Here is a 22,325-nt window from a genome sequence, read left to right on the forward strand (position 1 = left end):
AGAATAATGGAGCGCAGGCAACAAAAGTGGTATAACAAATCAATGGTGCCGTACCTTGCCTGGAGTGCATATGGAAGTCACAGAATCACGCCGTTTGTATCAACAGCTTGCTGCCGAGCTGAAAAGCCGTATTGAGCAAGGAGTTTATCTGGTTGGCGATAAGCTGCCTGCTGAACGTTTTATTGCTGATGAGAAAAACGTCAGCCGAACGGTGGTGCGTGAAGCGATTATCATGCTCGAGGTTGAGGGCTACGTTGAAGTGCGCAAAGGTTCCGGGATCCACGTGATTTCCAGCCAGCCTAAATATTACCAGGCACCGGACGAATCTCTTGAGTTCGCCAATTATGGTCCCTTCGAATTGCTCCAGGCACGCCAGCTCATTGAAAGTAATATCGCGGAATTTGCCGCCACGCAGGTCACCAAGCAGGACATCATGAAACTGATGGAAATCCAGGAGAACGCGCGCAAAGAGAAATGTTTCCGCGACTCCGAATGGGATCTTCAGTTCCATGTTCAGGTGGCGCTCGCCACGCAGAACACCGCGCTGGCTGCTATCGTGGAAAAAATGTGGACTCAGCGCGTTCATAACCCGTACTGGAAAAAACTGCACGATCATATTGATCTGCGTACCGTTGATAACTGGTGCGACGATCACGATCAAATTCTTAAAGCGCTGATTCGTAAAGATCCACATGCGGCGAAACTGGCGATGTGGCAGCACCTGGAAAACACCAAGCTGATGCTGTTTAACGAGACCAGCGACGATTTTGAATTCAATGCTGATCGTTACTTATTTGCGGAAAATCCGGTGGTTCATCTCGATACAGCGGCCAGTGGCGCGAAATAAACCTTTTACTGACTGACGTGCACGCCGCTTCGCCTTGCGCGTCAGTTAAATATATATAATGTCAGCCTGTGTAAAAACCCTCGCCACGTTTCCCGGCAACCCGCAAAATCATTCCTCAACAAACTGCAAAATCTCTGACGAAACTTCAGCAGCTTTGTTACAATTAGATGCATTTTGTCGTTCCATGGGGCAGTTTTTGCTGGCTTACAAACGCGACGTTAATCGATGTACCGGGAAACCTGAATGGAACTATTTACCCAATTGTTGCATGCGTTATGGAACCAGGATTTCGAAACTCTGGCGAATCCCTCTATGATCGGCATGCTCTATTTTGTGCTGTTTATGATTCTGTTCCTCGAGAACGGATTGTTGCCTGCTGCCTTTTTGCCAGGCGACAGTTTATTAGTGCTGGTTGGCGTGCTGATCGCCAAAGGCGCGATGGGGTATCCACACACAATCATTCTGCTGACCGTCGCCGCGAGTCTCGGCTGCTGGCTCAGTTATATTCAGGGGCGATGGCTGGGCAATACGCGAATCGTACAAAACTGGCTTTCCCATCTCCCCGCGCATTACCACCAGCGCGCGCACCATCTGTTCCATAAACATGGCCTTTCCGCTCTGCTGATTGGCCGTTTTATCGCCTTCGTCCGCACCCTGCTGCCAACCATCGCCGGGCTGTCCGGTCTGAGCAGCGCCCGTTTCCAGTTTTTTAACTGGATGAGCGGGCTACTATGGGTGCTTATCCTCACCACACTCGGCTTCGCGCTGGGCAAAACGCCGGTTTTCCAGAAGTACGAAGACGCGCTGATGTCCTGCCTGATGCTGCTGCCGGTAGTGCTGTTGGTCTTTGGTCTGATCGGCTCGCTGATCGTCTTGTGGAAAAAGAAATACGGAAAAGTGACCAATCATGGTGATTAATCGCCATACCTTGCGCTGGTTTTCCCTCGGTACTGGCGCAGTCATTCTGCTCCTGCTCGCCGTCTGTTTATGGGTGGCGCTCCAGCATAACGAATCGACGCTGGCGATCCGTCCGTCGGGTCAGGGCGCCAGTATGCCGGATGGTTTTTTCATCTGGCATCACCTTGACGCCAACGGCATTCGCTTCAAAAGCATCACGCCGAAAGACGATACTCTGCTGATTAAATTTGATTCCAGAGCGCAAAGCAGCGCGGCAAAAGAGGTACTGGATCGCTCATTGCCGCAGGGGTATATCGTGGCGCAACTGGACGACGACACCCCCGCGTCGCTGTGGATTTCCCGCCTGCGTGATAACGCACACCGTCTCGGCTGAATCCTTAGAGGATTCCGAAACGCACCCTGTTTTTTGGTGATTTACCGTATAGTTACTATGCTTTGTATGCGGAAGACGCCAGAAGTCATTGATTCACTGGAACGGGCTACGTCATCAGACAGCCCATAACAATGGAAGGTTTCATACATGAAATACCGCATCGTCATTGCATTAACACTCGTCTCTTTTAGCGCTGGCGCCTGGGCTGTCTCTCCCTGTCAGGAAAAAGCACAGGATATACAACGCGAAATCAGCTATGCCGAAAAGCATCACAATCAGAACAGGATCGATGGCCTGAAAAAGGCGCTGAACGAAGTGAATGCTCACTGTAGCGATCGTCAGGTACTTGCTGACCACCAGAAAAAAATCGCCAGACAGAAAGACGACGTGGCTGAACGCCGGCAGGAACTGAACGAAGCAAAACAAAAAGGCGATGCGGACAAAATCGAAAAACGTGAACGCAAACTCAAAGAAGCGCAGGACGAGCTGAAAGCGCTGGAGTCGCGTGATTACTGATTTTATGGAACGACGAACAGGAGAGCATCATGGCTAAAGATACCACTGCAGAAAATCTACGTGCTGAACTGAAATCCCTCGCGGATACCCTGGAAGAAGTGCTGAACTCCTCCAGCGATAAATCGAAAGAAGAGATCAGCAAGCTGCGCAGCAAAGCAGAGCTGGCTTTACACGACAGCCGCCATCGTCTGGGGGAAACCGGGGACGCCATCGCGAAGCAGACCCGCGAAGCCGCCGCGCGCGCCGATGAATACGTGCGTGAAAACCCGTGGACCGGCGTCGGCATCGGCGCAGCGGTTGGGGTGGTGCTGGGCGTTCTGCTGACGCGTCGCTGATCATGGCCGATCCACACCACGCACAAGGCCCCGGCAAGAGCATTCTGGGCATTGGACAGCGCATCGTCACGCTTGTGGTCGAGATGGTCGAAACCCGTCTGCGTCTGGCGGTGGTCGAACTGGAAGAGGAGAAGGCAAATCTCTTCCAGATGCTGTTGATGCTTGGGCTGACCATGCTGTTCGCGGCGTTTGGTTTGATGAGTCTGATGGTGCTGGTCATCTGGGCCATCGATCCGCAATATCGCCTGAATGCCATGATTGCCACGACGGTGGTTCTGCTGTTGGCTGCGCTCATCGGCGGGATCTGGACCCTTCGCAAAGCACGCCGTTCCACGCTGTTGCGCCACACGCGCAAAGAGCTGGCAAACGATCGTGAGCTGCTTGAGGATGAAAGATCGTGAACCACAAACTGGCGCTTTCGCAGCGCAAAGCACGGCTGCTGAGTAAAATTCAGCAACAGCGGCTGGACCTGTCCGCCAGCCGCCGTGACTGGCTGGATGCCACCCACAGCTACGATCGCGGCTGGAGCACGCTGTTAAACCTGCGTTCATGGATGCTGGTCGGCAGCAGCGTGGCCGCCATCTGGAGCGTTCGCCATCCGCGCTTCCTGGTGCGCTGGGCTAAACGCGGTTTCGGCATCTGGAGTGCCTGGCGTCTCATCAAAGCGACCGTGCGAGAGCAACAACTGCGCGGGTAACCCCCTCACCCCTTCCCCTTCAGGCCTGATAGCGCATCGCTTATCAGGCCTTTTTATAGGTGCCGTTTCGATTACTCAGATTCTTTGAAAGAGATCGACAGTTTTCCTTGCTAACATTCGATCTTCGTCACGTTTACACTCCTCTCCATCGACAGCAACAACGCGGTATCTCCGCGAAATTGCACACTAAATCAACACAGCCGCCCATGGGGTTTTCTGGAGAGTAAAATGAAAAAATTAGAAGATGTTGGTGTTCTGGTAGCGCGTATTCTGATGCCAATTCTGTTTATCACCGCAGGTTGGGGAAAAATCACTGGCTATGCAGGCACTCAACAATACATGGAAGCGATGGGCGTACCGGGCGCGCTGCTGCCGTTGACCATTCTGCTTGAGTTTGGCGGCGGTCTGGCGATTCTGTTCGGTTTCCTGACCCGTACCACGGCGCTGATCACAGCCATCTTCACCATCCTGACCGCGCTGCTGTTCCACAGCAACTTTGCGGAAGGCGTGAACTCGCTGATGTTCATGAAAAACCTGACCATCGCAGGCGGTTTCCTGCTGCTGGCTATCTCTGGTCCGGGTGCTATCAGCATCGACCGCGCGCTGAACAAAAAGTGGTAAGCGCTTATACTGAATAAAGTACAAGGCGAGGAGCGTTCTCCTCGCTTTTGCTATCTGCGAATCCAGAAAGGAGATTGTTATGGGACAACTGATTGACGGCGTCTGGCATGACACCTGGTATGACACCAAATCAACCGGGGGACGTTTCAAGCGTTCCGTTTCGGCCTTTCGCAACTGGCTGACCGCGGATGGCGCGCCCGGTCCGACCGGCGACGGCGGTTTTGCCGCCGAAAAAGATCGTTATCATCTCTATGTTTCCCTTGCCTGCCCGTGGGCGCACCGCACGCTGATTCTGCGCAAGCTGAAAGGGCTGGAGCCGTTTATTTCTGTGTCGGTGGTCAACCCATTGATGCTGGAAAATGGCTGGACCTTTGACGACGATTTCCCGGCAGCGACCGGCGATACGCTGTATCAGCATGAATTTCTTTATCAGCTTTATCTGCATGCCGACCCGCACTACACCGGGCGCGTCACCGTGCCGGTACTGTGGGATAAAAAGAACCACACCATCGTCAGCAATGAATCCGCGGAAATCATCCGTATGTTCAACACTGCGTTCGACGGGCTGGGTGCGAAAGCGGGTGATTACTACCCGGCAGAATTACGCAGTCAGATCGATGAACTGAACGGCTGGATCTACGACAACGTTAACAACGGCGTCTATAAAGCCGGTTTCGCCACCAGCCAGCAGGCTTACGATGAAGCGGTGACGAAGGTATTTGAATCGCTGGCGCGTATCGAACAAATTCTCGGCCAGCACCGCTATCTGACGGGTGATCACCTGACGGAAGCCGATATCCGCCTGTGGACCACGCTGGTACGCTTTGACCCGGTGTATGTCACCCATTTTAAATGCGACAAGCACCGCATCAGCGATTATCTGAATCTGTACGGTTTCCTGCGCGATATTTATCAGATGCCGGGTATTGCCGAAACGGTCGATTTCGCCCACATCCGCAACCACTATTATCGCAGCCACAAGACCATTAACCCGACGGGGATTATCTCCATCGGCCCGTGGCAGGATCTCGATGAGCCACACGGCCGCGACAGCCGGTTCCGGTAACGCAAAAGGGGCATCTTCCGATGCCCCTTTTTTATCGCTATTTTTTCGCGGCGAAGAGTTTGGGGATTTCGCGCAGACACCAGGATTTGGCTTCGCCCATGCTGTCGCGTCGCCAGGCCATGATGATGTCCACTTCGCTGGTGTATTCCGGGCTCACTACGCGCAGACGCCCTTCGGCAATATCCTGTTCCACCAGCGGATAAGGCATGGTGGCGACGCCCAGCCCGGCCAGCAACGCCTGGCGTTTATCTTCGATGGTACTGACCGTCAGGCGCGGCTGTTTATCCAGCAGTTGTACAGTTAAGACTGGACGCTCGCGGGCGGTATCCGCCACCGCTACGCCGCGATACTTCACCCGCGTGACTTCTGAAAGCGGCTCCGGCTCCTGATGAATCGGGTGATCCGGTGAAGCGACATAAACATTCAGCACCGAATAGAGTTTGCGTGAATTGATTTCCGACGACGAGCGAAAGTGCATATCCGGGGCGATGACAATATCCGCCCTTCCCTGCTCCAGACGCTCCCAGGCACCCGCCAGCACTTCGGTAATGATCGCCATCTGGGTGTTGGCTTTCGCCGCCAGTCTGTCGACCAGTGGGAACAAATCCACCGTCGGCACCAGCGCCTCGGTGACGAGGGTCAAATGGGTTTCCCAGCCGCGCGCCAGCGCTTCCGCATCGGTCGTCAGTTTGTCGGCGGCCTCCAGCAACACCCGCCCGCGCTCCAGCAGCATACGACCAACGTTGGTAAATTTCGTCCGGTGACCGGAACGATCGAACAGCACCACATCCAGCTCTTCTTCCAGCTTTTGCATGGTGTAGCTCAGTGCGGAAGGTACGCGCCCCAGCTCGTCCGCGGCAGCGGCGAAACTGCCACGGCGATCGATCGCGTCCATCACCCTCAGCGATTCCAGCGTCAATGCTCTTTCTTTAGCCATCGCACTCTCATTCAGTAAATTTGAACATACCTGGCAGAATATCTGGCTAACAATGCAGCGTCCAGCCCCTTAACATAAAAGGAAGTAAAGAGAGGTCAAGAATTATGATTACTACCCGTACCGCTAATCAATGTGGCAAAGCCGATTTCGGCTGGCTGCAGGCACGTTACACCTTTTCCTTTGGACACTACTTTGACCCGAAGCTGTTGGGCTACGCCTCCCTGCGCGTACTGAATCAGGAAGTGCTGGCGCCCGGCGCGTCGTTCCAGCCGCGCTCTTACCCGAAAGTTGATATCCTGAACCTGATTCTGGAAGGTGAAGCAGAGTACCGCGACAGCGACGGCAACCATGTCCAGGCGAAAGCCGGTGAAGCGCTGCTTATCGCCACGCAACCCGGCGTGAGCTACAGCGAGCACAACCTGAGTAAAGAGCACTCCCTGACGCGGATGCAGTTATGGCTGGATGCCTGCCCGGAGCGGGAAAACCCGTTGATGCAGAAAATTCACCTCGACGATGTCGCCACGCAACTGCTGGCCTCACCCGACGGCAGCAACGGTAGTCTGATGCTACGCCAGCAGGTGTGGATCCATCATATTGATATTGCAAAAGGCGAGCAGTTGAACTTCCAGCTCCACGGCCCTCGTGCTTATCTGCAGTCGATTCATGGCACCGTTCATGCACAATGCATGCAAAAAGAGCAACAGTCGTTGACCTGCGGTGACGGCGCTTTTATTCGTGACGAAGCTAACATAACGCTGGTCGCAGATACGCCGCTTCGCGCTTTGCTGATAGATTTACCGGTATAGACAGAAGCAACAGCGGAAGATGCACGTGAGCAAAAAACGACAGTCTAAAACGGCGGCTGACATCGTCAGCGCCCCTTCAGAGAGCGGTGACGTCACCGTCCCGGTCGCCTTCGGCTATGAAGAGATGCTGAGCGAGCTGGAAGCGATCGTCGCCGAAGCCGAAATCCGTCTGATCCAGGATGCTGAACTGGCCTGAGCGGTCAGTTCAGACCTGTGCCTTAAGACGCTTTCTTCGCCATGATCTCTATAATTTGCAGGTCAGTCTGCTGCATCGCCTGACGCGCCAGCGCGCACAGGTTAGCGATAGACTGCTCGACATCATGCGCCACAATCCCCTCATTGCCCGTTACGGCGGTATCATCGAGCGCCATCAGCACCGCTTTCCAGGCGCTTGACGCGCTGGTCGACACTTTCATGGCGCAGCTGTTTGACGCGCCGTCGCAAATCATGCCGCTGAGATCGCCAATCATGCTGCCGATCGCCATCGCCAGCGTTTCATAACGCCCGTCCACCAGCCAGGCCATGCCTGCCGCCGCGCCCATTGACGCCGTGGTAACGGCACACAACGCTGACAGCCGTGGCAACTGGAAATGAATGTAGATAGCGCAGAGATGCGACAGCATCAGCGCGCGGGCCAGTTTCTCTTCGCTGGCGTTGAAGTGTTCCGCCACCACCACGACTGGCAACGTTGCGGCGATCCCCTGATTGCCGGAGCCGGAGTTGCTCATGGCGGGTAGCGTCGCGCCACCCATGCGCGCGTCCGAGGCAGCACTAGTGCGGATGACGATATCGCTCGACAGATCACGGGTCATCAGCCCGCGCTGGCATTGTCTGTCCAGCGTCGCCCCAATATGTAACCCCCACTGCCCGCTCAGCCCTTCACGGGATAAAGCATCATTAAGATGCGCGGCATCAAGAATGAAACGAATATCCTCAAACGGCACCTGGTTGATGAACGAAAAAATATCCTGCAACGAGGTCTGTTCCAGTACCGCCAGCGGACAGGCTTCTTCTTCCGCAGGCGCCGCGTCATCGAGTGCGAAAAGCACCTCGCCCTGCTTTTCAATGCGGGTGATGCAGGTATGCCCTCCAGCAATGGTGACGCTGGCCCATGCGTCGCCCGCGTAGACTTTCGCCCGCGAAGAGAGGATCTCGTCACAGGGGATTTCCAGCATCACGCGCACCGCGCCGTTTTCCAGCATTTGTCGGGCGCGAGCAACGTCCTGCGCAGTGACGTTGTTGAGCACTTCCAGCCCGGCACTGGCATCACCGGCGATCGCCCCGAGCGCCGCCGCGACGGGCAGCCCGGTCATGCCGGTACCCGGCACCGTCACGCCCATCCCGTTTTTCATCAGGTTCGGCGACACCCAGGCGTCAATGCGATCCACGCGCCCGTCCAGCTGCGCCGCCGCGGTAGCGCAGGCCAGCGCCAGTGAAACCGGCTCGGTACACCCCAGCGCCGGTTTGACCTCTTCCTGCACGGCGCAGATGAGTTTTTTCCACAATGACTGTTTTTCAGGGCTCAACATAATCACAACCTTAGTACGTATTTATATGCATCAGGAGAATGCGAGGAACGGCGAGACGCATAACAGCAAACCCGTCACAATAATCAGCAACAGCGAAGCGCCTTTGTATTTATGTAACGCAGGCACTTTGTAAACCAGCCAGGCCGGGATCAGACAGCCCACCATGCCAAAGATTGGGCTACAAATAGAGGTAAAACTCAGCACCGGCGCGTTGAGCACAATGGCGCTCCAGGCCAGCAGAATGGCGAACAGCATGATCCCGCGCTGAACGACTTTTTCATTAATGCTTTCCGCTGCATATTTGCGGCGCAGCAGGTTCATCACGATGCCCTGCGCCGCTTCCCGGAAGCCCAGATAAACACCGAAGAAAGCCGTCATGACGGCAAAAATATTGAGGATCACACTGACGATTTTGACCCACGCAGCACCGTCGCCGCTAATAAACTGCGCGGCAATCGCCAGCGCGGAAATATTCTGTTCATACGCCTTCACGGCCTCGTCATGCCCCATTGCGAGGGTAAATGACACGGCGTAGAAAAAGACGGTGACGAACAACACGCCAAACGCAATATTCATTGCCCGTAGTGCTTTATGACGCGCGACAGCAACCGATTTTTCACGTGAGCGATAAGAAATCACCATCGGGCTTAAGGTCTGAATAAACAGAATCGATGTCAGGGTAAACGGCAGCGTAATAATGGCGTTTTTAATCAGCAGCCCCATCGGCGGCAACGCCCCGATATTATGCACATGCCACAGGCCGATCATTGACAGCCCCAGCGCCGCGACAACCAGCAGTTTGGTCAGCACCATGAAGCTCGACACCTTAAACAGCAACTGTTCACCGCGTGACGAGATAGCCACCAGGATACAAATCAGCACCAGACCGTAAAACGGATTGTCAGACAGTAAGCCGTCAGTCACGCCGAAGGTATGCAAATAAGAGGCGCTGTCGTTGGTGATGGCAGTGGAATATACAAACATCCAGATCACCAGCATCACAAAATAGAGCGCGCCGAGCAGGATCCCCCAGTTTCTACCCAGATAGCCGCTAATCACGCTCGGGTAATCTTTGCATTCCGGCGATTCCGCCAGGGTATTAATAAAAAGCCGCTGAAACAGATACATTGCCGGGTAGCCAATCACTGAGGAGAGCAAAAATACCCATAACCCCATCAGACCAACCTGAACCGGGAGAAAAACAATCCCTGCGCCGATAGCCATCCCGATACTCATGATGACCCAACCGGTATCGGTACTGTCGAATTTTGTCGCTTCCCGCCATTCGCTTTCCGTCATATTCGCCAGCCGGGCAGGCGATGCGTCGTCCAGTATTACGCTGCTGTTTGAAGCCGTTTCCATTACGTTCTCGCTTGTGTAGGTAGAAGTTTTTTTAATTATTTCGGTGCGATGTTCGGTACGTAATTGCAGGCGAGTTCTGGTTTTATTGTGAAAAATCATACCGCCAGCGGCGGAGAAAAAATTCACAACCTTTGTATGAATATGGCTTTTCAAAGAAATAAAATTGCCATTAAAGCAATAAAAGGAGAAAAATTTACTATCAGAAATGAAAACGAGAGAGATATCACATTCCTGATGACGGGGCACAAAAAAGCCCCGGCGAAACGCCAGGGCCTGGGCAAGAATGAGCAGACGCGCTTATCGGTTTAATCACAGACGACTTTTATCGCCAGACCACCGCGGGAGGTTTCACGATATTTATCGTTCATGTCTTTGCCGGTTTCATACATCGTTTCAATAACTTTATCGAGCGACACCCGCGCTTCGCTGGTGCGTTGCAGCGCCATTCGCGCGGCGTTCACCGCTTTCACGGCGTTGATGGCATTACGCTCGATGCAGGGGATCTGCACCTGACCCGCAACCGGATCGCAGGTCAGCCCGAGGTTATGCTCCATCGCGATTTCCGCCGCCACGCACACCTGCTGCGGGCTGCCGCCCAGCAGTTCAGTTAACCCGGCAGCCGCCATCGAACAGGCCACGCCCACTTCGCCCTGACAACCGACTTCCGCGCCGGAAATCGAGGCGTTCATTTTATACAGCGAACCAATGGCGCCAGCGGCGAGAAAATAGCGCGACACCGAATTGGCGTTTACCGTCCGGCGAAATTTGTCGTAGTACGCCAGCACCGCCGGGACGATCCCGCAGGCGCCGTTCGTCGGCGCGGTGACGACACGTCCGCCTGCGGCGTTTTCTTCACTGACTGCCAGCGCGAACATGTTGATCCAGTCGATCACGTTCATCGGATCCTGCGAGACGCGATCACTCGACACCAGCATCCGCCGCAGCGCCACGGCGCGACGCGGCACCGTCAGCGGGCCGGGCAGGACGCCTTCAGTGTTGATCCCGCGCTCAATGCAGGTGGTCATGGTTTGCCAGATGCGCTCAAACCCTGCATCAATGTCCGCTTTGCTGCGCAGCGCCAGTTCGTTCTGCATCATCAACCCGGAGATGGACAAGCCGTGCAGTTTACACAACGACAGCAGTTCGCTGGCAGAGCTGAAGGGATACGGCACCGGCTGTTCGATGTTATGGTTCTGGCCGAACTGCGACTCCTCGACGATAAACCCGCCGCCGATGGAGTAATACGTTTTCTCCAGCAGCGGCTCGTTACCGCGCCAGGCGGTGATCCGCATTCCGTTTTCATGCCGCGACAGCGCGGTATTGTGGAACGCCACGCTTTCCGGCAACGGGAAGGCGACGAGCGCTTTGCCATTCGCCACCGGCAGTTCTCCGCTGCGGGCCACCTGCTGAATAAATCCGGCAATGGCGTCAATTTTTACGTCCTGCGGGCTGTTGCCTGCCAGCCCCATGATCACCGCAGTATCGGTGGCATGGCCTTTGCCAGTCAGAGACAGTGAGCCATACAGATCAACGCTGATGCGTCCGGTTTGTGAAAGCCATCCCAGGCTTTCCAGTTCATCAATAAACTGTTTGCCCGCATTCATCGGGCCAACGGTGTGAGAGCTGGAGGGTCCAATGCCAATTTTAAAAATGTCGAATGAGCTAATCATCTTCAGCACCCGCTCAAAAAGGATGGGGAAACCCGACTTCAGGACAGGCCGTCACGGTGACGGCCTGCAGACTGACGCGCGTTTAGCGTTCACCGCGAAAAGCGATCGCTTCAATTTCCAGCTTCACATCTTTCGGCAGGCGAGCCACCTGCACACAGCTGCGCGTCGGATATACCGCATCGTGCTCATCAAAAAACTGCTTATAGACCTCATTGATCACCGAAAAATCATTCAGGTCAGTGATGAAGACGGTGGTTTTCACAATGTCTCCCACGCTCAGACCGGACGCACTCACAATGGCTTTCACGTTTTCCAGGCTCTGGCGGGCCTGCGCCGCGACGTCATCCGCCACTGACCCGTTTTCCGGGTTCACCGGGATCTGGCCTGAAGTAAAGACCATCGCGCCGAGATCAACGCCCTGCACATAGGGGCCAATGGCCCCCGGCGCGCGCGTGGTTTCAATCACTTTTTTCATGTTCATTTCCTTTTTCAAATCGCCTGGGTAAAGGTGCGCGAAATGACATCCTGCTGCTGTTCGCGCGTCAATGCGTTAAAACGCACCGCATAACCCGACACGCGAATCGTCAGGTTGGGATAGTTTTCCGGGTGTTCGATAGCATCCAGCAGCATGTCGCGGTTCATGACGTTGACGTTAAGATGCTGCCCGCCTTCGACCGTGGCATCTTCATGATGGAAGTAGCCATCCAGCAGACCGACCAGGTTGGTTTTCCGTACGCCGTCGTCTTTGCCGAGCGCCGCCGGAACAATAGAGAAGGTGTAGGAGATCCCGTCTTTGGCGTAAGTAAACGGCAGTTTGGCAACCGAAGTCAGCGAAGCCACCGCGCCTTTGCGGTCACGACCGTGCATCGGGTTCGCCCCCGGCGCAAACGGCGTACCGGCGCGGCGACCATCCGGCGTGTTCCCGGTTTTCTGGCCGTACACCACGTTGGAGGTGATAGTCAGGATCGACTGCGTCGGAACCGCGTTACGGTAAGTTGGTAACGCTTTAATTTTCTTCATAAAGCGCTCAACCAGATCACAGGCAATGCTGTCCACACGATCATCGTTGTTGCCGTATTGCGGATATTCCCCTTCTATTTCAAAATCGATGGCCAGCCCGTTTTCATCACGCACCGGTTTTACGCGGGCGTATTTGATGGCAGAAAGCGAATCCACCGCCACCGACAACCCGGCGATCCCACAGGCCATCGTGCGGTAAACATCGCGGTCATGCAGCGCCATCAGCGACGCTTCGTAGCTGTATTTGTCATGCATGTAGTGAATGAGATTCAGCGCACTGATGTACTGCACCGCCAGCCAGTCCATGAAATGATCCAGACTGTTCATCACGGTGGTGAAATCCAGCACGTCATCCATCAGCGGTGCGGTTTTCGGCCCGACCTGGATTTTCAGTTTTTCATCCACACCGCCGTTGATCGCGTACAGCAGCGTTTTCGCCAGGTTGGCGCGGGCGCCAAAGAACTGCATTTGTTTGCCGATCACCATCGGGCTGACACAGCAGGCAATGGCGTAGTCATCGCTGTTGAAATCCGCGCGCATCAGATCATCGTTTTCATACTGCAACGACGAGGTGGCAATCGACATTTGCGCCGCGTATTTCTTGAAGGCGATCGGTAACGCTTCCGACCACAGAATAGTCAGGTTTGGCTCCGGCGCTGGTCCCATGGTGTGCAGGGTGTGCAGGTAACGGAATGCGCTTTTGGTCACCAGCGTGCGGCCATCCAGCCCCATCCCGCCAATCACTTCCGTCGCCCAGATCGGGTCGCCGGAGAACAGTGAGTCAAATTCCGGTGTACGCAGGAAACGCACCATGCGGATCTTCATAATGAAGTGATCGACCAGCTCCTGCGCCTGCGTTTCCGTCAACACGCCCGCGCGCATGTCGCGTTCGATGTAAATATCAAGGAAGCACGCGGTACGCCCCAGAGACATCGCCCCACCATTCTGCGATTTCACTGCCGCCAGATAGGCGAAGTACAGCCACTGCACCGCCTCCTGCGCCGTACGGGCCGGGCGGGAAATATCGCAACCGTAGCTTGCCGCCATTTGCTGTATTTCCAGCAGCGCACGGCGATGTTCGGACAGTTCTTCGCGCAGGCGAATGGTGGCTTCGAGATCTTCGCCACGCTCCAGGCGGGACTGCAAATCAGCAAACTGCAGTTCTCGCTCGCGCACCAGATAACGAATGCCGTACAGTGCCACACGGCGATAATCGCCAATAATTCGGCCGCGACCATAGCCGTCCGGCAAGCCGGTCAGGATGCCCGATTTCCGGCAACGCAGCATTTCCGGCGAGTAAACATCAAAGACGCCCTGGTTGTGGGTTTTGCGTAAGTGAGTAAACAGATACTCAAACTGCGGGTCCATGTCGCGGCCATAGGCATCGAATGAACTTTTAATCATATTAATGCCGCCAAACGGATGCAGCGCGCGTTTCAGCGGTTTGTCGGTTTGCAGTCCGACGATTTTTTCCAGATCTTTTTCAATGTACCCTGGTGCATGGGCAGTAATCGTTGTTGCAACGTTGATATCAAAATCGACCGGCGCATGCGTGGCGTTTTCCGTCCGGATGCCCGCCATCACCTTTTCCCACAGCGCAACGGTCGCCGGGGTGGCGTCAGCAAGGAAGGATTCATCGCCTTCATACGGCGTATAGTTATTCTGAATAAAATCGCGAACGTTGATGTCGTGTTTCCATTCAGAGCCATTAAATCCCTGCCAGGCGTCGGCATACAGCATATCGCTGGTATCGATATTTACCTTCATGAAATTACTCTCTTTAGAAATTAAGCGTATTCGGCTGTCGCGTTAATTTTTCCTAAATGAATGGCATCAAGCGCAATCATTTTCTCTTCATTGGTAGGAATAACCGCACAGGCGATGCGCGAATCTGGCGCAGAAATAATTCGCTCACCGGCACTGCCAGGTAATTTATTCTTTTCATGATCCAGTTCGATGCCGAAAACCTGTAAATGCTCGACAACCAGCTGGCGAATAAGCGTGGAGTTTTCACCGATGCCGCCGGTGAAAATAACGCCGTCGAGACGATGCAGCGCCATAGCGTGCCCGCCAATATGGCGTGCAATACGATGCACAAATGTTTTAATGGCTAACCGCGCGTGGTAATGCCCCTCAAGCCAGGCTTTTTCCAGCACCCGTAAATCGGATGACAACCCGGAAATCCCTAGCAGACCGGACTCTTTATTCACCACACGTTCGAGGTCGCCGAGCGTCTGCCCGGTCTGGCTGGCAATCCACGCCATCGCGCCGAAATCGACATCGCCGCAGCGGGTGCCCATCATCAGCCCTTCCAGCGGCGTCATGCCCATCGACGTATCCACGCTCCTGCCGTTGCGCACCGCGCAAATGGACGCGCCATTACCGAGGTGAGCAATCACTACGCCGGAATCCTCTTCTGACAGGCGCAACAGGTGGTGTGCGCGTTGCGCGACATAGCGATGCGACGTGCCGTGGAAGCCATAGCGGCGGACGCCAAACTCCTCAAAATAGCGCCACGGCAAACCATACAGATAGGCTTCCGGTTCCATGGTCTGGTGGAAACTGGTATCAAATACCGCGACCTGCTTCACGCCAGGGAACAGCTGTTGGGCGGATTCCACGCCGCGCAGGTTAGCAAAATTGTGCAGCGGCGCCAGGGGTGAAACCTGGCGAATCAGTTCAATAACCTCGTCAGTGATCACCACCGATTCATTAAATATACTGCCGCCATGAGCAATTCGGTGACCAATTAAAGCCACGCTGTTCATTAAATTGCGTTTTTCCAGTTCGAAGGTAATCGCTTTCAAAGCACATTCGTAATTCTGGTGAGCCAGCAATGCCGGCTCACCTCCATTAACGCGTAAATATGCCTTTTCTGTATTGATACCTTCTGTAATACCCGTCAGCAATACATCCTGCGTTTCTACATCAATCACCGAAAATTTAACTGACGATGAACCACAATTAATGACCAGTACGACAGGGAATTCCATCATTTTACTTCTCCGCTCATCCAGATACTGAGCATTTCGGTTAATTAAAACAGTTTGTAGACAATATTCAGGATGGTCAGCAGACCAATAATGGTGACGAAAATATTGTCCGCTCTGCCTTTAAATTTCGCCAGCGCCGGAGTTTTACGGATGGCATACATCGGCAGCAGGCACAACAGGGAGGCGATGATCGGCGCCCCCATGGCTTCAATCAGGTCGAGAATGTTCGGGTTGGCGTACGCCACGACCCAGGTGGAGCCCATGATGAAAATCATGCTGATGGTGTTCAGTTTGCCCATCGACACTTTGGTTTTGTCGCCCTGATAGCCGAACTTGAGGATCAGACCATTCAGACCTTCCAGCGTCCCCAGATAGTGGCCGAAGAAGGATTTGAAGATAGCGACCAGCGCAATGATTGACGCACCGAACTCAAGCACCGTGGCAAACGTGGATTTCGTGCCGGACAGGGACGCGAAGTGGTTCGCCAGGTAAGACAGCACCGGAATGTTCTGCGCTTTAGCTTCCGCCATGTTGGCCGGGGAGAGCGTAAACAGGCAACTGAAGGCAAAGAACATCACCACCGCCACCATCAGCATGCTGGCGCGAGAGATGATCTGGGAACATTTACGCTCGGTGAACTCTCTGCCGAAATCCTGCTCGTACTCTTCACGCTTAGAGACAACGAAAGAAGAGACGATCGGGGAGAAGTTAAAGGAGAAGACCATGATGGAAATCCCCAACCAGACAGTCACCAGAATGCCGTCATGACCAGTAAAGGAGAGATCGCTCAGGCTCACCTGGTCGATGACCGCGGAGTTCCAGTAAGGGATCAGCGACAGCGAAATCAGCACCAGGCTGGCAATGAACGGGAAGACCAGGTAGCTCATGACCTTAACCATCAGGTCCTTACCAAACCAGATGACGAACGCCATCAGGAGCAGCAGGAACAAGGCCACCACGCCACGGTTGAGCGCGGCATAACCCAGTTGGTTTTCCCAGAAGGTCATGAACGTGTTGGTGATGGTGACACCGTAAATCCACAGCAATGGACAGATTGCGAAGAAATACAGGAAGGTAATCACCACACCGCCCGTTTTGCCGAAGTGCTCTTCTACCGTCTCAGTAATGTTACCTGACGGGTTCGCCCCTGACAGACACAGACGCGCCAGGGCGCGGTGGCATAAAAACGCAATCGGGTATGCCAGCACCAGCATAATAAGAATCGGAATTAAACCGCCGTAACCTGCGCGAATCGGGAAGAATAATACCCCGGCACCGATAGCGGTACCGAACAGGCCCAAAGTCCAGGTCGTATCTGATTTTCGCCATGCCGAGGGCCTTGCCTGGCTGGCAATAATAGTTTCTGAGTTACTCATATCGAGTCCTTAGCAATAATAATTAAGCACCAACAAAACCGGTAATTTGTGAAACGCGGGACAGATCGATATTACCGCCGGAAATAATGCTGACGGTTTTACGTTTCTGAATGTAATCGTCAAGTTTACCACTCAGTAATGCCGCAGACGCCAGTGCACCGGCCCCTTCGGTAATCACTTTATTTCGCTGAATAAGTGCAATCATGCTGTCGCGAATTTCGTCTTCCGTAACCAGAACAATATCGTCGACCAGTTCAGTCACTATTTCGAACGGTAAAATACCTGGGCGTGACACATCACAACCGTCAGCTAATGTACTGGTGGTTCGATGATTGGTTATTTCACCGGCATAGAATGACGCTGCCATGCCATGAACATTTTCTGACTGGACGCCAATAATTTTAATCGTCGGGTTAATGGATTTAATCGCCGTGGCAATACCAGCAATTAAACCGCCGCCGCCGATAGGTACAATGACGTTATCAACGTCATACAGATCCTGCAGGATTTCCAGGCCGATCGTTCCCTGACCCGCAATGACGTGCGCGTCGTCGTAAGGCGGAATAAAAATCCGGCCTTCCATTTCGACGATTTCACTGGCTCTGGCGATGGTGTCGTTGAAGCTGTCGCCGTGCAGGATCACTTCGGCGGAGTAATCCTGTGTCGCCGCCACTTTCGACTTCGGTGCACCCTTCGGCATCACCACTTTGCCATCGATGCCGAGCATCGCACAGGAGAGGGAAACCCCCTGCGCATGGTTGCCCGCCGAGCAGGCGACAACGCCCTTACGACGTTCGGCTTCCGTCAGTGAGCTCAGTTTGTTGAATGCACCACGAATTTTAAAAGATCCCGTGCGCTGCATATTCTCAAACTTGAGATAAATTTCACCTTTACAGCGTTCACTCAGATAATTAGAACGCGGCATGCCCGTTTTATAAATTTTCCCTGCGAGTCTTTGTTTTGCTATTTGAATATCATCAAGAGTGACCGGGAGATCGTATGTAATATGCATTTCATCCTCCACTCATAAAGAGTGATACTAAATTCAGATAATACCGGGCCGTCGGAGATCCGTTAAAAATCTCCGGGTGGTGTTGTTTTAAATAAAATTAATCAAATGCTTTCTGCAAATCGCCTTCGCCTTGTGCAGTCCTGCGATGAATATTGTTTTGCAAGTTCAACTAATACTGATGCTGATTTTTTAATTCGGTAATTCCTGGACCATATTGCTGCATAACGTGCTACAGGTAATTCATCCTCAACAGGTAAAGTAATAAACTGATTCGATCCAAATGGTGCGGTCATATCACACGGGATCACCGTCAGGAAATTTGCATTGAGAACCAGGTTATAGATAGTGACGACGGAATCGGTTTTTACTATGTTGTCGGTGCTGATGTGATGGCTTTGGAGGGTGGCGAGCAGTTCTTTGTAATATCCCATATTGGTGTCCGGCAAGACCCACTGTTCGTTTTTCAACGACGCCAGTGAGGTGGTTCCGGTGCACGTTCGGGACTGACTGGCCACCACGGCAAACTCCGATTCAAACAGCGACTCAACATGAAGATCCTGCAACTGCATATCTTCACTTAACGTCCCGATAGCAAAATCCAGCCGCCCGTCGCGCAGCGCGGGCAGGAAGGACGACAGCTGGGCTTCATACATCGAAACCTGCGCTTTCGGGAACACCTCTTTAAACGTTTTCATCATGCTGGATAAAAACGTAAAACCGATGAGTGACGGATAGCCAAACGACACGTCAACCACGCTGCTACAGCTGAGGCTGTTCATTTCGCTCACCATGTTCTTCATCTCTCGGGTAATGGACTCCGAGTAAGTCAACAACACCTGGCCGGCACTGGTCAGTGTGACGCCGGTATTTTTACGGATCATCAGCTCGATACCAAAATTGGATTCGATGTCGTTAATGATCTTACTGACCGCAGGTTGAGTCAGCCCAAGCTGTTTGGCCGCCGAGCCAATTGAGCCACTTCTGATGACTTCCTGAAAAACAACAAGGTGTTGTGTCTTTGGCAGAAGAACATTATCCATGTCACTCTTCCTATATTTCATATTTCGGCCGGAATTCTATTAAATAATGCAGGTGTGGGTATGTGCGATCACTCACAATTTGCCAGAGCGTATGTTTACCTTGCGTTTAAAAAAGATATTAAACGCTTTAATATCAATGTGTTGAATTATTTTTAAAATGACTTTTGTCTGACTTTTATCAATAAAAATAGCGGAAATAACTTTATTTTATGGCAATAACGGTCACCCCCGAAACTATATTTGCAACAAGGAAAGAAGACTATATTTCAATCGATTATCGTATAATTCCTAAGCGGTTCAGAGTGCATTTATTTTTTAATTTATAAAATAATCTAAGAAAATATGACAACCACAGAAAATAAATTCGGCACAGGTCACATAAAATTGTTAAATATACATCCGAGTTAATAGGTCATTAGCATTTGACTATGAATTCGCCCAACAAAAACCAAACAACGCAAACAAGTATGTAACACCTGTTTTTTTGGCATTTTCAGGTAATTACCAGGGCGACATTGCAAGCTTGCAGAATAAGAAACTGCGAAATAATGGGTTGACGACAGATTTGTGGAGTTTGTCGCAAATGCGGGAAAAAGTCTGAAGGGGAAAAGAAAAACCCCGCCGAAGCGGGGTTTCCGAATGTTCGAAGCTGACCGGTAAGCCGGGTTCTGTCGTGGACAGTCATTCATCTAGGCCAGCAATCGCTCACTGGCTCAAGCAGCCTACCCGGGTTCAGTACGGGCCGTACCTTGTGAACCCCTATTTGGCCTTGCTCCGGGTGGAGTTTACCGTGCCGCGAACTGTTACCAGCCGCGCGGTGCGCTCTTACCGCACCCTTTCACCCTTACCTGATCCCGCTTGCGCGGGCCATCGGCGGTTTGCTCTCTGTTGCACTGGTCGTGGGCTTGCGCCCCCCAGGCGTTACCTGGCACCCTGCCCTATGGAGCCCGGACTTTCCTCCCCTGCGCCCGTCTCCCCGAAAGGACGACGACACAGCGGCGACTGTCTGGTCAGCTTCGGCGCGCAGTATAGAGGGTTTGCGCGCCAATGTCACCCTTCTGTCATCATCCCTACGCGCAGCGTGGCAGCGATATTTCGTGAGGCGCGATAGATGTTGTCAGACGCCCCACGGAACGCCTCTTCCAGCGTGCTGATGCTGGTTAAGACACTGAATACCGCATCGATACCGTGTTGATGCACCACCCCCACATCGTGCGTCAGGCTGCCCGCAATACCGATTACCGGTTTGTGGTATTTTTTCGCGACGTTCGCCACGCCCACCGGCACTTTGCCATGAATGCTCTGGCTGTCGAGACGCCCTTCGCCGGTGATAACCAGCGAGCAGTCGTGAATGTGCTCTTCCAGATTCAGCGCCTGGGTAACAATCTCAATGCCGCTTCGCAATTCAGCGCCTAAAAACGCCATCAGCGCCGCGCCCATACCGCCCGCCGCACCGGCGCCGGGGACCTCTTTCACATCAATACGCAGTGATTTTTTGATCACTTCCGCATAGTGTTCGAGGTTGCGATCCAGCTCGGCGATCATCGCCTCGGAAGCCCCTTTTTGCGGCCCGAAGATCCTGGATGCGCCGCGATCGCCGATCAACGGATTAGTCACGTCGCAGGCCACGCGGATCGAACAGGTTTTCAGCCGGGCGTCTAACTGCGAAAGATCGATCGTGTTCAGGCTCATCAGGCAACCGCCGCCAAAGCCGATCGCCGTCCCGTTCGCATCACACAACGATGCGCCTAACGCCTGCATCATGCCCGCGCCGCCGTCATTGGTGGCGCTACCGCCGATGCCGATGATAATGTTCTGCGCGCCATGATCCAGCGCCTGCAAAATGAGTTCGCCGGTCCCGCGCGACGTCGTGAGCAGCGGGTTACGTTGCGCGGGCGGCACCAGCGCCAGTCCGCTTGCGGCTGCCATTTCAATAAACGCCGTATGCCCGTCGCCGGAAATGCCCCACACCGCCTCCACCGGTTCACCCAGCGGGCCGGTGACGTGCGCAGTCATTGCTGTCCCTTGCGTGGCGGCTATCATCGCCTCGACGGTACCTTCCCCACCATCGGCGACCGGCACTTTGACATACTGTGCATCAGGAAAGATTTCCCGAAATCCTTTTTCTATTGCCTGCGCTACCTCAGTGGCAGAAAGGCTTTCTTTATACGAGTCTGGGGCGATGACGATTTTCATAGTGAGTAGCCTGTTACCACACAACGCCAAAGGGCGTTTTACTTTTCCGACCTGGCTGCTGACCCGGTAAAAGCGGCTTTACCGGGTCGTTCGCGCTTAGCGAGTAATTTCCACTTTTGCCAGTTTTTCGTAGTAGCACGCCAGCGCGCTGTGGTCGGCGGTGCCAAGACCATCGGCACGCAGCGCCTGCATCATTTCCATCACGGCGGCAGTCAGCGGCAACTGAGCGCCTACACCGTGCGAGGTATCCAGCGCATTCGACAGATCCTTAATATGCAGATCAATACGGAAACCCGGTTTGAAGTTGCGATCCATCACCATCGGCGCTTTCGCATCCAGCACGGTGCTGCCTGCCAGCCCGCCACGAATCGCCTGATAGACCAGATCCGGGTTAACGCCCGCTTTTGTCGCCAGGCTCAGCGCTTCAGACATGGCAGCGATGTTCAGCGCAACGATAACCTGGTTTGCCAGTTTGGTGACGTTGCCCGCGCCGATGTCGCCGGTATGCACTACCGAACCCGCCATCGCTTTCATCAGGTCGTAGTACTTGTCAAAAACGGCTTTATCACCACCCACCATTACGGAGAGCGTACCGTCAATCGCTTTTGGCTCACCGCCACTGACCGGCGCGTCGAGCATCGCAACACCTTTCGCCTTCAGCGCTTCGCTGATTTCGCGGCTGGCCAGTGGCGCGATGGAGCTCATGTCGATCAGCACGGTCCCTGGACGCGCGCCTTCGATAATGCCGTTTTCACCCAGCGCCACTTCTTTTACATGCGGGGAGTTCGGCAGCATGGTGATAATCACATCGCACTGCTCGGCAATGGCTTTTGGCGTGGCGGCGGTTTCCGCCCCGGCGGCAATCACATCCGCGATGGCGTCAGAATTACGGTCGGAGACCACCAGTGAGTACCCTGCTTTCAGGAGGTTTTTGCTCATGGGTTTACCCATGATGCCGAGGCCGATAAAACCTACTTTCGTCGTCATAACTGTCTCTCTCTGTTCAGTCGG

The 22,325-nt window shown here is 53.8% G+C and carries 24 protein-coding genes and 1 other RNA gene; 12 read left to right on the forward strand and 13 right to left on the reverse strand.

Features of this window, described 5'->3' with window-relative positions:
* Window positions 1–70: 70 nt before the first annotated feature.
* From exuR to QMG90_RS18790, 9 genes are all read left to right on the forward strand, one after another.
* The gene (gene exuR / locus QMG90_RS18750) at window positions 71–847 is read left to right on the forward strand and encodes a transcriptional regulator ExuR (protein ID WP_283281182.1); all 777 of its coding nucleotides are present in this window, start codon (window positions 71–73) and stop codon (window positions 845–847) included.
* A 243-nt stretch (window positions 848–1,090) separates the two neighbouring features.
* Window positions 1,091–1,765, forward strand: a complete 675-nt coding sequence (gene yqjA, locus QMG90_RS18755) for a DedA family general envelope maintenance protein YqjA (RefSeq protein ID WP_283281183.1) — start codon at window positions 1,091–1,093, stop codon at window positions 1,763–1,765.
* A complete protein-coding gene (mzrA, locus tag QMG90_RS18760; protein ID WP_283281185.1) occupies window positions 1,755–2,138 on the forward strand; it encodes an EnvZ/OmpR regulon moderator MzrA in 384 nt (127 codons plus the stop codon). Before yqjA ends, mzrA begins: the two co-directional genes overlap by 11 nt.
* Window positions 2,139–2,285: 147 nt before the next feature.
* Window positions 2,286–2,654 carry a DUF1090 domain-containing protein gene (locus QMG90_RS18765; RefSeq protein ID WP_283281186.1) on the forward strand — a complete coding sequence of 123 codons (369 nt, stop codon included), beginning with the start codon at window positions 2,286–2,288 and terminating at the stop codon, window positions 2,652–2,654.
* 29 nt (window positions 2,655–2,683) lie between these two features.
* Entirely contained in the window at window positions 2,684–2,989 is a 306-nt protein-coding gene (locus tag QMG90_RS18770) for an ElaB/YgaM/YqjD family protein (RefSeq protein WP_283281187.1), read from the forward strand.
* Window positions 2,990–2,991: 2 nt separating this feature from the next.
* Window positions 2,992–3,390: a phage holin family protein gene (locus QMG90_RS18775; RefSeq protein ID WP_283281188.1), complete on the forward strand. Its 399-nt coding sequence runs from the start codon at window positions 2,992–2,994 to the stop codon at window positions 3,388–3,390.
* Window positions 3,387–3,686 (forward strand): YqjK-like family protein, encoded by a 300-nt coding sequence (locus QMG90_RS18780; protein ID WP_283281190.1) that lies wholly within the window; start codon window positions 3,387–3,389, stop codon window positions 3,684–3,686. The genes QMG90_RS18775 and QMG90_RS18780 overlap by 4 nt, the downstream gene beginning before the upstream one ends.
* 228 nt (window positions 3,687–3,914) lie before the next feature.
* A complete protein-coding gene (locus QMG90_RS18785) occupies window positions 3,915–4,307 on the forward strand; it encodes a DoxX family protein (RefSeq protein WP_054178208.1) in 393 nt (130 codons plus the stop codon).
* A gap of 79 nt (window positions 4,308–4,386) precedes the next feature.
* Window positions 4,387–5,373 (forward strand): glutathione S-transferase family protein, encoded by a 987-nt coding sequence (locus QMG90_RS18790; RefSeq protein WP_283281192.1) that lies wholly within the window; start codon window positions 4,387–4,389, stop codon window positions 5,371–5,373.
* A gap of 37 nt (window positions 5,374–5,410) precedes the next feature.
* Here QMG90_RS18790 and QMG90_RS18795 read toward each other — a convergent pair whose 3' ends face one another.
* The gene (locus QMG90_RS18795) at window positions 5,411–6,310 is read right to left on the reverse strand and encodes a LysR family transcriptional regulator (RefSeq protein ID WP_283281194.1); all 900 of its coding nucleotides are present in this window, start codon (window positions 6,308–6,310) and stop codon (window positions 5,411–5,413) included.
* A 104-nt stretch (window positions 6,311–6,414) separates the two neighbouring features.
* Here QMG90_RS18795 and QMG90_RS18800 point away from each other — a divergent pair, with 104 nt between their 5' ends.
* Window positions 6,415–7,116, forward strand: a complete 702-nt coding sequence (locus QMG90_RS18800) for a pirin family protein (RefSeq protein WP_283281195.1) — start codon at window positions 6,415–6,417, stop codon at window positions 7,114–7,116.
* Window positions 7,117–7,141: 25 nt separating this feature from the next.
* Window positions 7,142–7,312: a hypothetical protein gene (locus QMG90_RS22480; RefSeq protein WP_346733126.1), complete on the forward strand. Its 171-nt coding sequence runs from the start codon at window positions 7,142–7,144 to the stop codon at window positions 7,310–7,312.
* Between the two features lie 22 nt (window positions 7,313–7,334).
* Here the strand turns inward: QMG90_RS22480 and QMG90_RS18810 are convergent, their stop codons facing one another.
* Both QMG90_RS18810 and QMG90_RS18815 read right to left on the reverse strand, forming a co-directional pair.
* The gene (locus QMG90_RS18810) at window positions 7,335–8,645 is read right to left on the reverse strand and encodes an L-cysteine desulfidase family protein (RefSeq protein ID WP_283281197.1); all 1,311 of its coding nucleotides are present in this window, start codon (window positions 8,643–8,645) and stop codon (window positions 7,335–7,337) included.
* A gap of 30 nt (window positions 8,646–8,675) precedes the next feature.
* On the reverse strand, window positions 8,676–10,007 hold the full coding sequence (locus tag QMG90_RS18815; protein WP_283281198.1) for an SLC5/6 family protein: 1,332 nt from the start codon (window positions 10,005–10,007) through the stop codon (window positions 8,676–8,678).
* 87 nt (window positions 10,008–10,094) lie between these two features.
* Here QMG90_RS18815 and QMG90_RS18820 point away from each other — a divergent pair, with 87 nt between their 5' ends.
* On the forward strand, window positions 10,095–10,316 hold the full coding sequence (locus QMG90_RS18820; protein ID WP_283281200.1) for a hypothetical protein: 222 nt from the start codon (window positions 10,095–10,097) through the stop codon (window positions 10,314–10,316).
* Here the strand turns inward: QMG90_RS18820 and tdcG are convergent.
* The 10 genes from tdcG to garR all read right to left on the reverse strand — a co-directional run bounded on the left by tdcG (window position 10,313) and on the right by garR (window position 22,301).
* The gene (gene tdcG, locus QMG90_RS18825; protein WP_283281202.1) at window positions 10,313–11,677 is read right to left on the reverse strand and encodes an L-serine ammonia-lyase; all 1,365 of its coding nucleotides are present in this window, start codon (window positions 11,675–11,677) and stop codon (window positions 10,313–10,315) included. The genes QMG90_RS18820 and tdcG overlap by 4 nt on opposite strands.
* Before the next feature lie 82 nt (window positions 11,678–11,759).
* Window positions 11,760–12,152, reverse strand: a complete 393-nt coding sequence (locus QMG90_RS18830) for an enamine/imine deaminase (RefSeq protein WP_283281203.1) — start codon at window positions 12,150–12,152, stop codon at window positions 11,760–11,762.
* 14 nt (window positions 12,153–12,166) lie between these two features.
* Window positions 12,167–14,464, reverse strand: coding sequence for a formate C-acetyltransferase (gene pflB, locus QMG90_RS18835; RefSeq protein ID WP_283281204.1), 2,298 nt, complete (start codon window positions 14,462–14,464; stop codon window positions 12,167–12,169).
* A 20-nt stretch (window positions 14,465–14,484) separates the two neighbouring features.
* Window positions 14,485–15,693: a propionate kinase gene (gene tdcD, locus QMG90_RS18840; protein ID WP_283281205.1), complete on the reverse strand. Its 1,209-nt coding sequence runs from the start codon at window positions 15,691–15,693 to the stop codon at window positions 14,485–14,487.
* A 41-nt stretch (window positions 15,694–15,734) separates the two neighbouring features.
* Window positions 15,735–17,066, reverse strand: coding sequence for a threonine/serine transporter TdcC (gene tdcC / locus QMG90_RS18845; protein WP_283281206.1), 1,332 nt, complete (start codon window positions 17,064–17,066; stop codon window positions 15,735–15,737).
* 22 nt (window positions 17,067–17,088) lie between these two features.
* A complete protein-coding gene (gene tdcB, locus QMG90_RS18850) occupies window positions 17,089–18,078 on the reverse strand; it encodes a bifunctional threonine ammonia-lyase/L-serine ammonia-lyase TdcB (protein ID WP_283281207.1) in 990 nt (329 codons plus the stop codon).
* Window positions 18,079–18,179: 101 nt separating this feature from the next.
* Window positions 18,180–19,118, reverse strand: a complete 939-nt coding sequence (gene tdcA / locus QMG90_RS18855; protein WP_283281208.1) for a transcriptional regulator TdcA — start codon at window positions 19,116–19,118, stop codon at window positions 18,180–18,182.
* A gap of 641 nt (window positions 19,119–19,759) precedes the next feature.
* An RNA gene (gene rnpB / locus QMG90_RS18860) (RNase P RNA component class A) lies at window positions 19,760–20,136 on the reverse strand.
* A gap of 32 nt (window positions 20,137–20,168) precedes the next feature.
* Window positions 20,169–21,314 (reverse strand): glycerate 2-kinase, encoded by a 1,146-nt coding sequence (gene garK / locus QMG90_RS18865; RefSeq protein WP_283281209.1) that lies wholly within the window; start codon window positions 21,312–21,314, stop codon window positions 20,169–20,171.
* A gap of 96 nt (window positions 21,315–21,410) precedes the next feature.
* Entirely contained in the window at window positions 21,411–22,301 is an 891-nt protein-coding gene (garR, locus tag QMG90_RS18870) for a 2-hydroxy-3-oxopropionate reductase (RefSeq protein ID WP_283281210.1), read from the reverse strand.
* Window positions 22,302–22,325 lie beyond the last annotated feature (24 nt).

It is taken from the genome of Trabulsiella odontotermitis, from assembly GCF_030053895.1.
GTDB classification, from domain to species: domain Bacteria; phylum Pseudomonadota; class Gammaproteobacteria; order Enterobacterales; family Enterobacteriaceae; genus Trabulsiella; species Trabulsiella odontotermitis_C.

What these genes read in the sequence shown, in the direction of transcription:
- QMG90_RS18800 (WP_283281195.1), top strand. Translation starts at nt 6,415, where the DNA reads ATGATTACTACCCGTACCGCTAATCAATGTGGCAAAGCCGATTTCGGC.
- tdcA (WP_283281208.1), bottom strand. Translation starts at nt 19,118, where the DNA reads ATGGATAATGTTCTTCTGCCAAAGACACAACACCTTGTTGTTTTTCAG.
- mzrA (WP_283281185.1), top strand. Translation starts at nt 1,755, where the DNA reads ATGGTGATTAATCGCCATACCTTGCGCTGGTTTTCCCTCGGTACTGGC.
- QMG90_RS18830 (WP_283281203.1), bottom strand. Translation starts at nt 12,152, where the DNA reads ATGAAAAAAGTGATTGAAACCACGCGCGCGCCGGGGGCCATTGGCCCC.
- yqjA (WP_283281183.1), top strand. Translation starts at nt 1,091, where the DNA reads ATGGAACTATTTACCCAATTGTTGCATGCGTTATGGAACCAGGATTTC.
- tdcD (WP_283281205.1), bottom strand. Translation starts at nt 15,693, where the DNA reads ATGATGGAATTCCCTGTCGTACTGGTCATTAATTGTGGTTCATCGTCA.
- QMG90_RS18815 (WP_283281198.1), bottom strand. Translation starts at nt 10,007, where the DNA reads ATGGAAACGGCTTCAAACAGCAGCGTAATACTGGACGACGCATCGCCT.
- garR (WP_283281210.1), bottom strand. Translation starts at nt 22,301, where the DNA reads ATGACGACGAAAGTAGGTTTTATCGGCCTCGGCATCATGGGTAAACCC.
- QMG90_RS18770 (WP_283281187.1), top strand. Translation starts at nt 2,684, where the DNA reads ATGGCTAAAGATACCACTGCAGAAAATCTACGTGCTGAACTGAAATCC.
- tdcB (WP_283281207.1), bottom strand. Translation starts at nt 18,078, where the DNA reads ATGCATATTACATACGATCTCCCGGTCACTCTTGATGATATTCAAATA.
- pflB (WP_283281204.1), bottom strand. Translation starts at nt 14,464, where the DNA reads ATGAAGGTAAATATCGATACCAGCGATATGCTGTATGCCGACGCCTGG.
- QMG90_RS18785 (WP_054178208.1), top strand. Translation starts at nt 3,915, where the DNA reads ATGAAAAAATTAGAAGATGTTGGTGTTCTGGTAGCGCGTATTCTGATG.
- tdcC (WP_283281206.1), bottom strand. Translation starts at nt 17,066, where the DNA reads ATGAGTAACTCAGAAACTATTATTGCCAGCCAGGCAAGGCCCTCGGCA.
- QMG90_RS18790 (WP_283281192.1), top strand. Translation starts at nt 4,387, where the DNA reads ATGGGACAACTGATTGACGGCGTCTGGCATGACACCTGGTATGACACC.
- exuR (WP_283281182.1), top strand. Translation starts at nt 71, where the DNA reads ATGGAAGTCACAGAATCACGCCGTTTGTATCAACAGCTTGCTGCCGAG.
- QMG90_RS18795 (WP_283281194.1), bottom strand. Translation starts at nt 6,310, where the DNA reads ATGGCTAAAGAAAGAGCATTGACGCTGGAATCGCTGAGGGTGATGGAC.
- QMG90_RS18810 (WP_283281197.1), bottom strand. Translation starts at nt 8,645, where the DNA reads ATGTTGAGCCCTGAAAAACAGTCATTGTGGAAAAAACTCATCTGCGCC.
- QMG90_RS18765 (WP_283281186.1), top strand. Translation starts at nt 2,286, where the DNA reads ATGAAATACCGCATCGTCATTGCATTAACACTCGTCTCTTTTAGCGCT.
- QMG90_RS18775 (WP_283281188.1), top strand. Translation starts at nt 2,992, where the DNA reads ATGGCCGATCCACACCACGCACAAGGCCCCGGCAAGAGCATTCTGGGC.
- tdcG (WP_283281202.1), bottom strand. Translation starts at nt 11,677, where the DNA reads ATGATTAGCTCATTCGACATTTTTAAAATTGGCATTGGACCCTCCAGC.
- garK (WP_283281209.1), bottom strand. Translation starts at nt 21,314, where the DNA reads ATGAAAATCGTCATCGCCCCAGACTCGTATAAAGAAAGCCTTTCTGCC.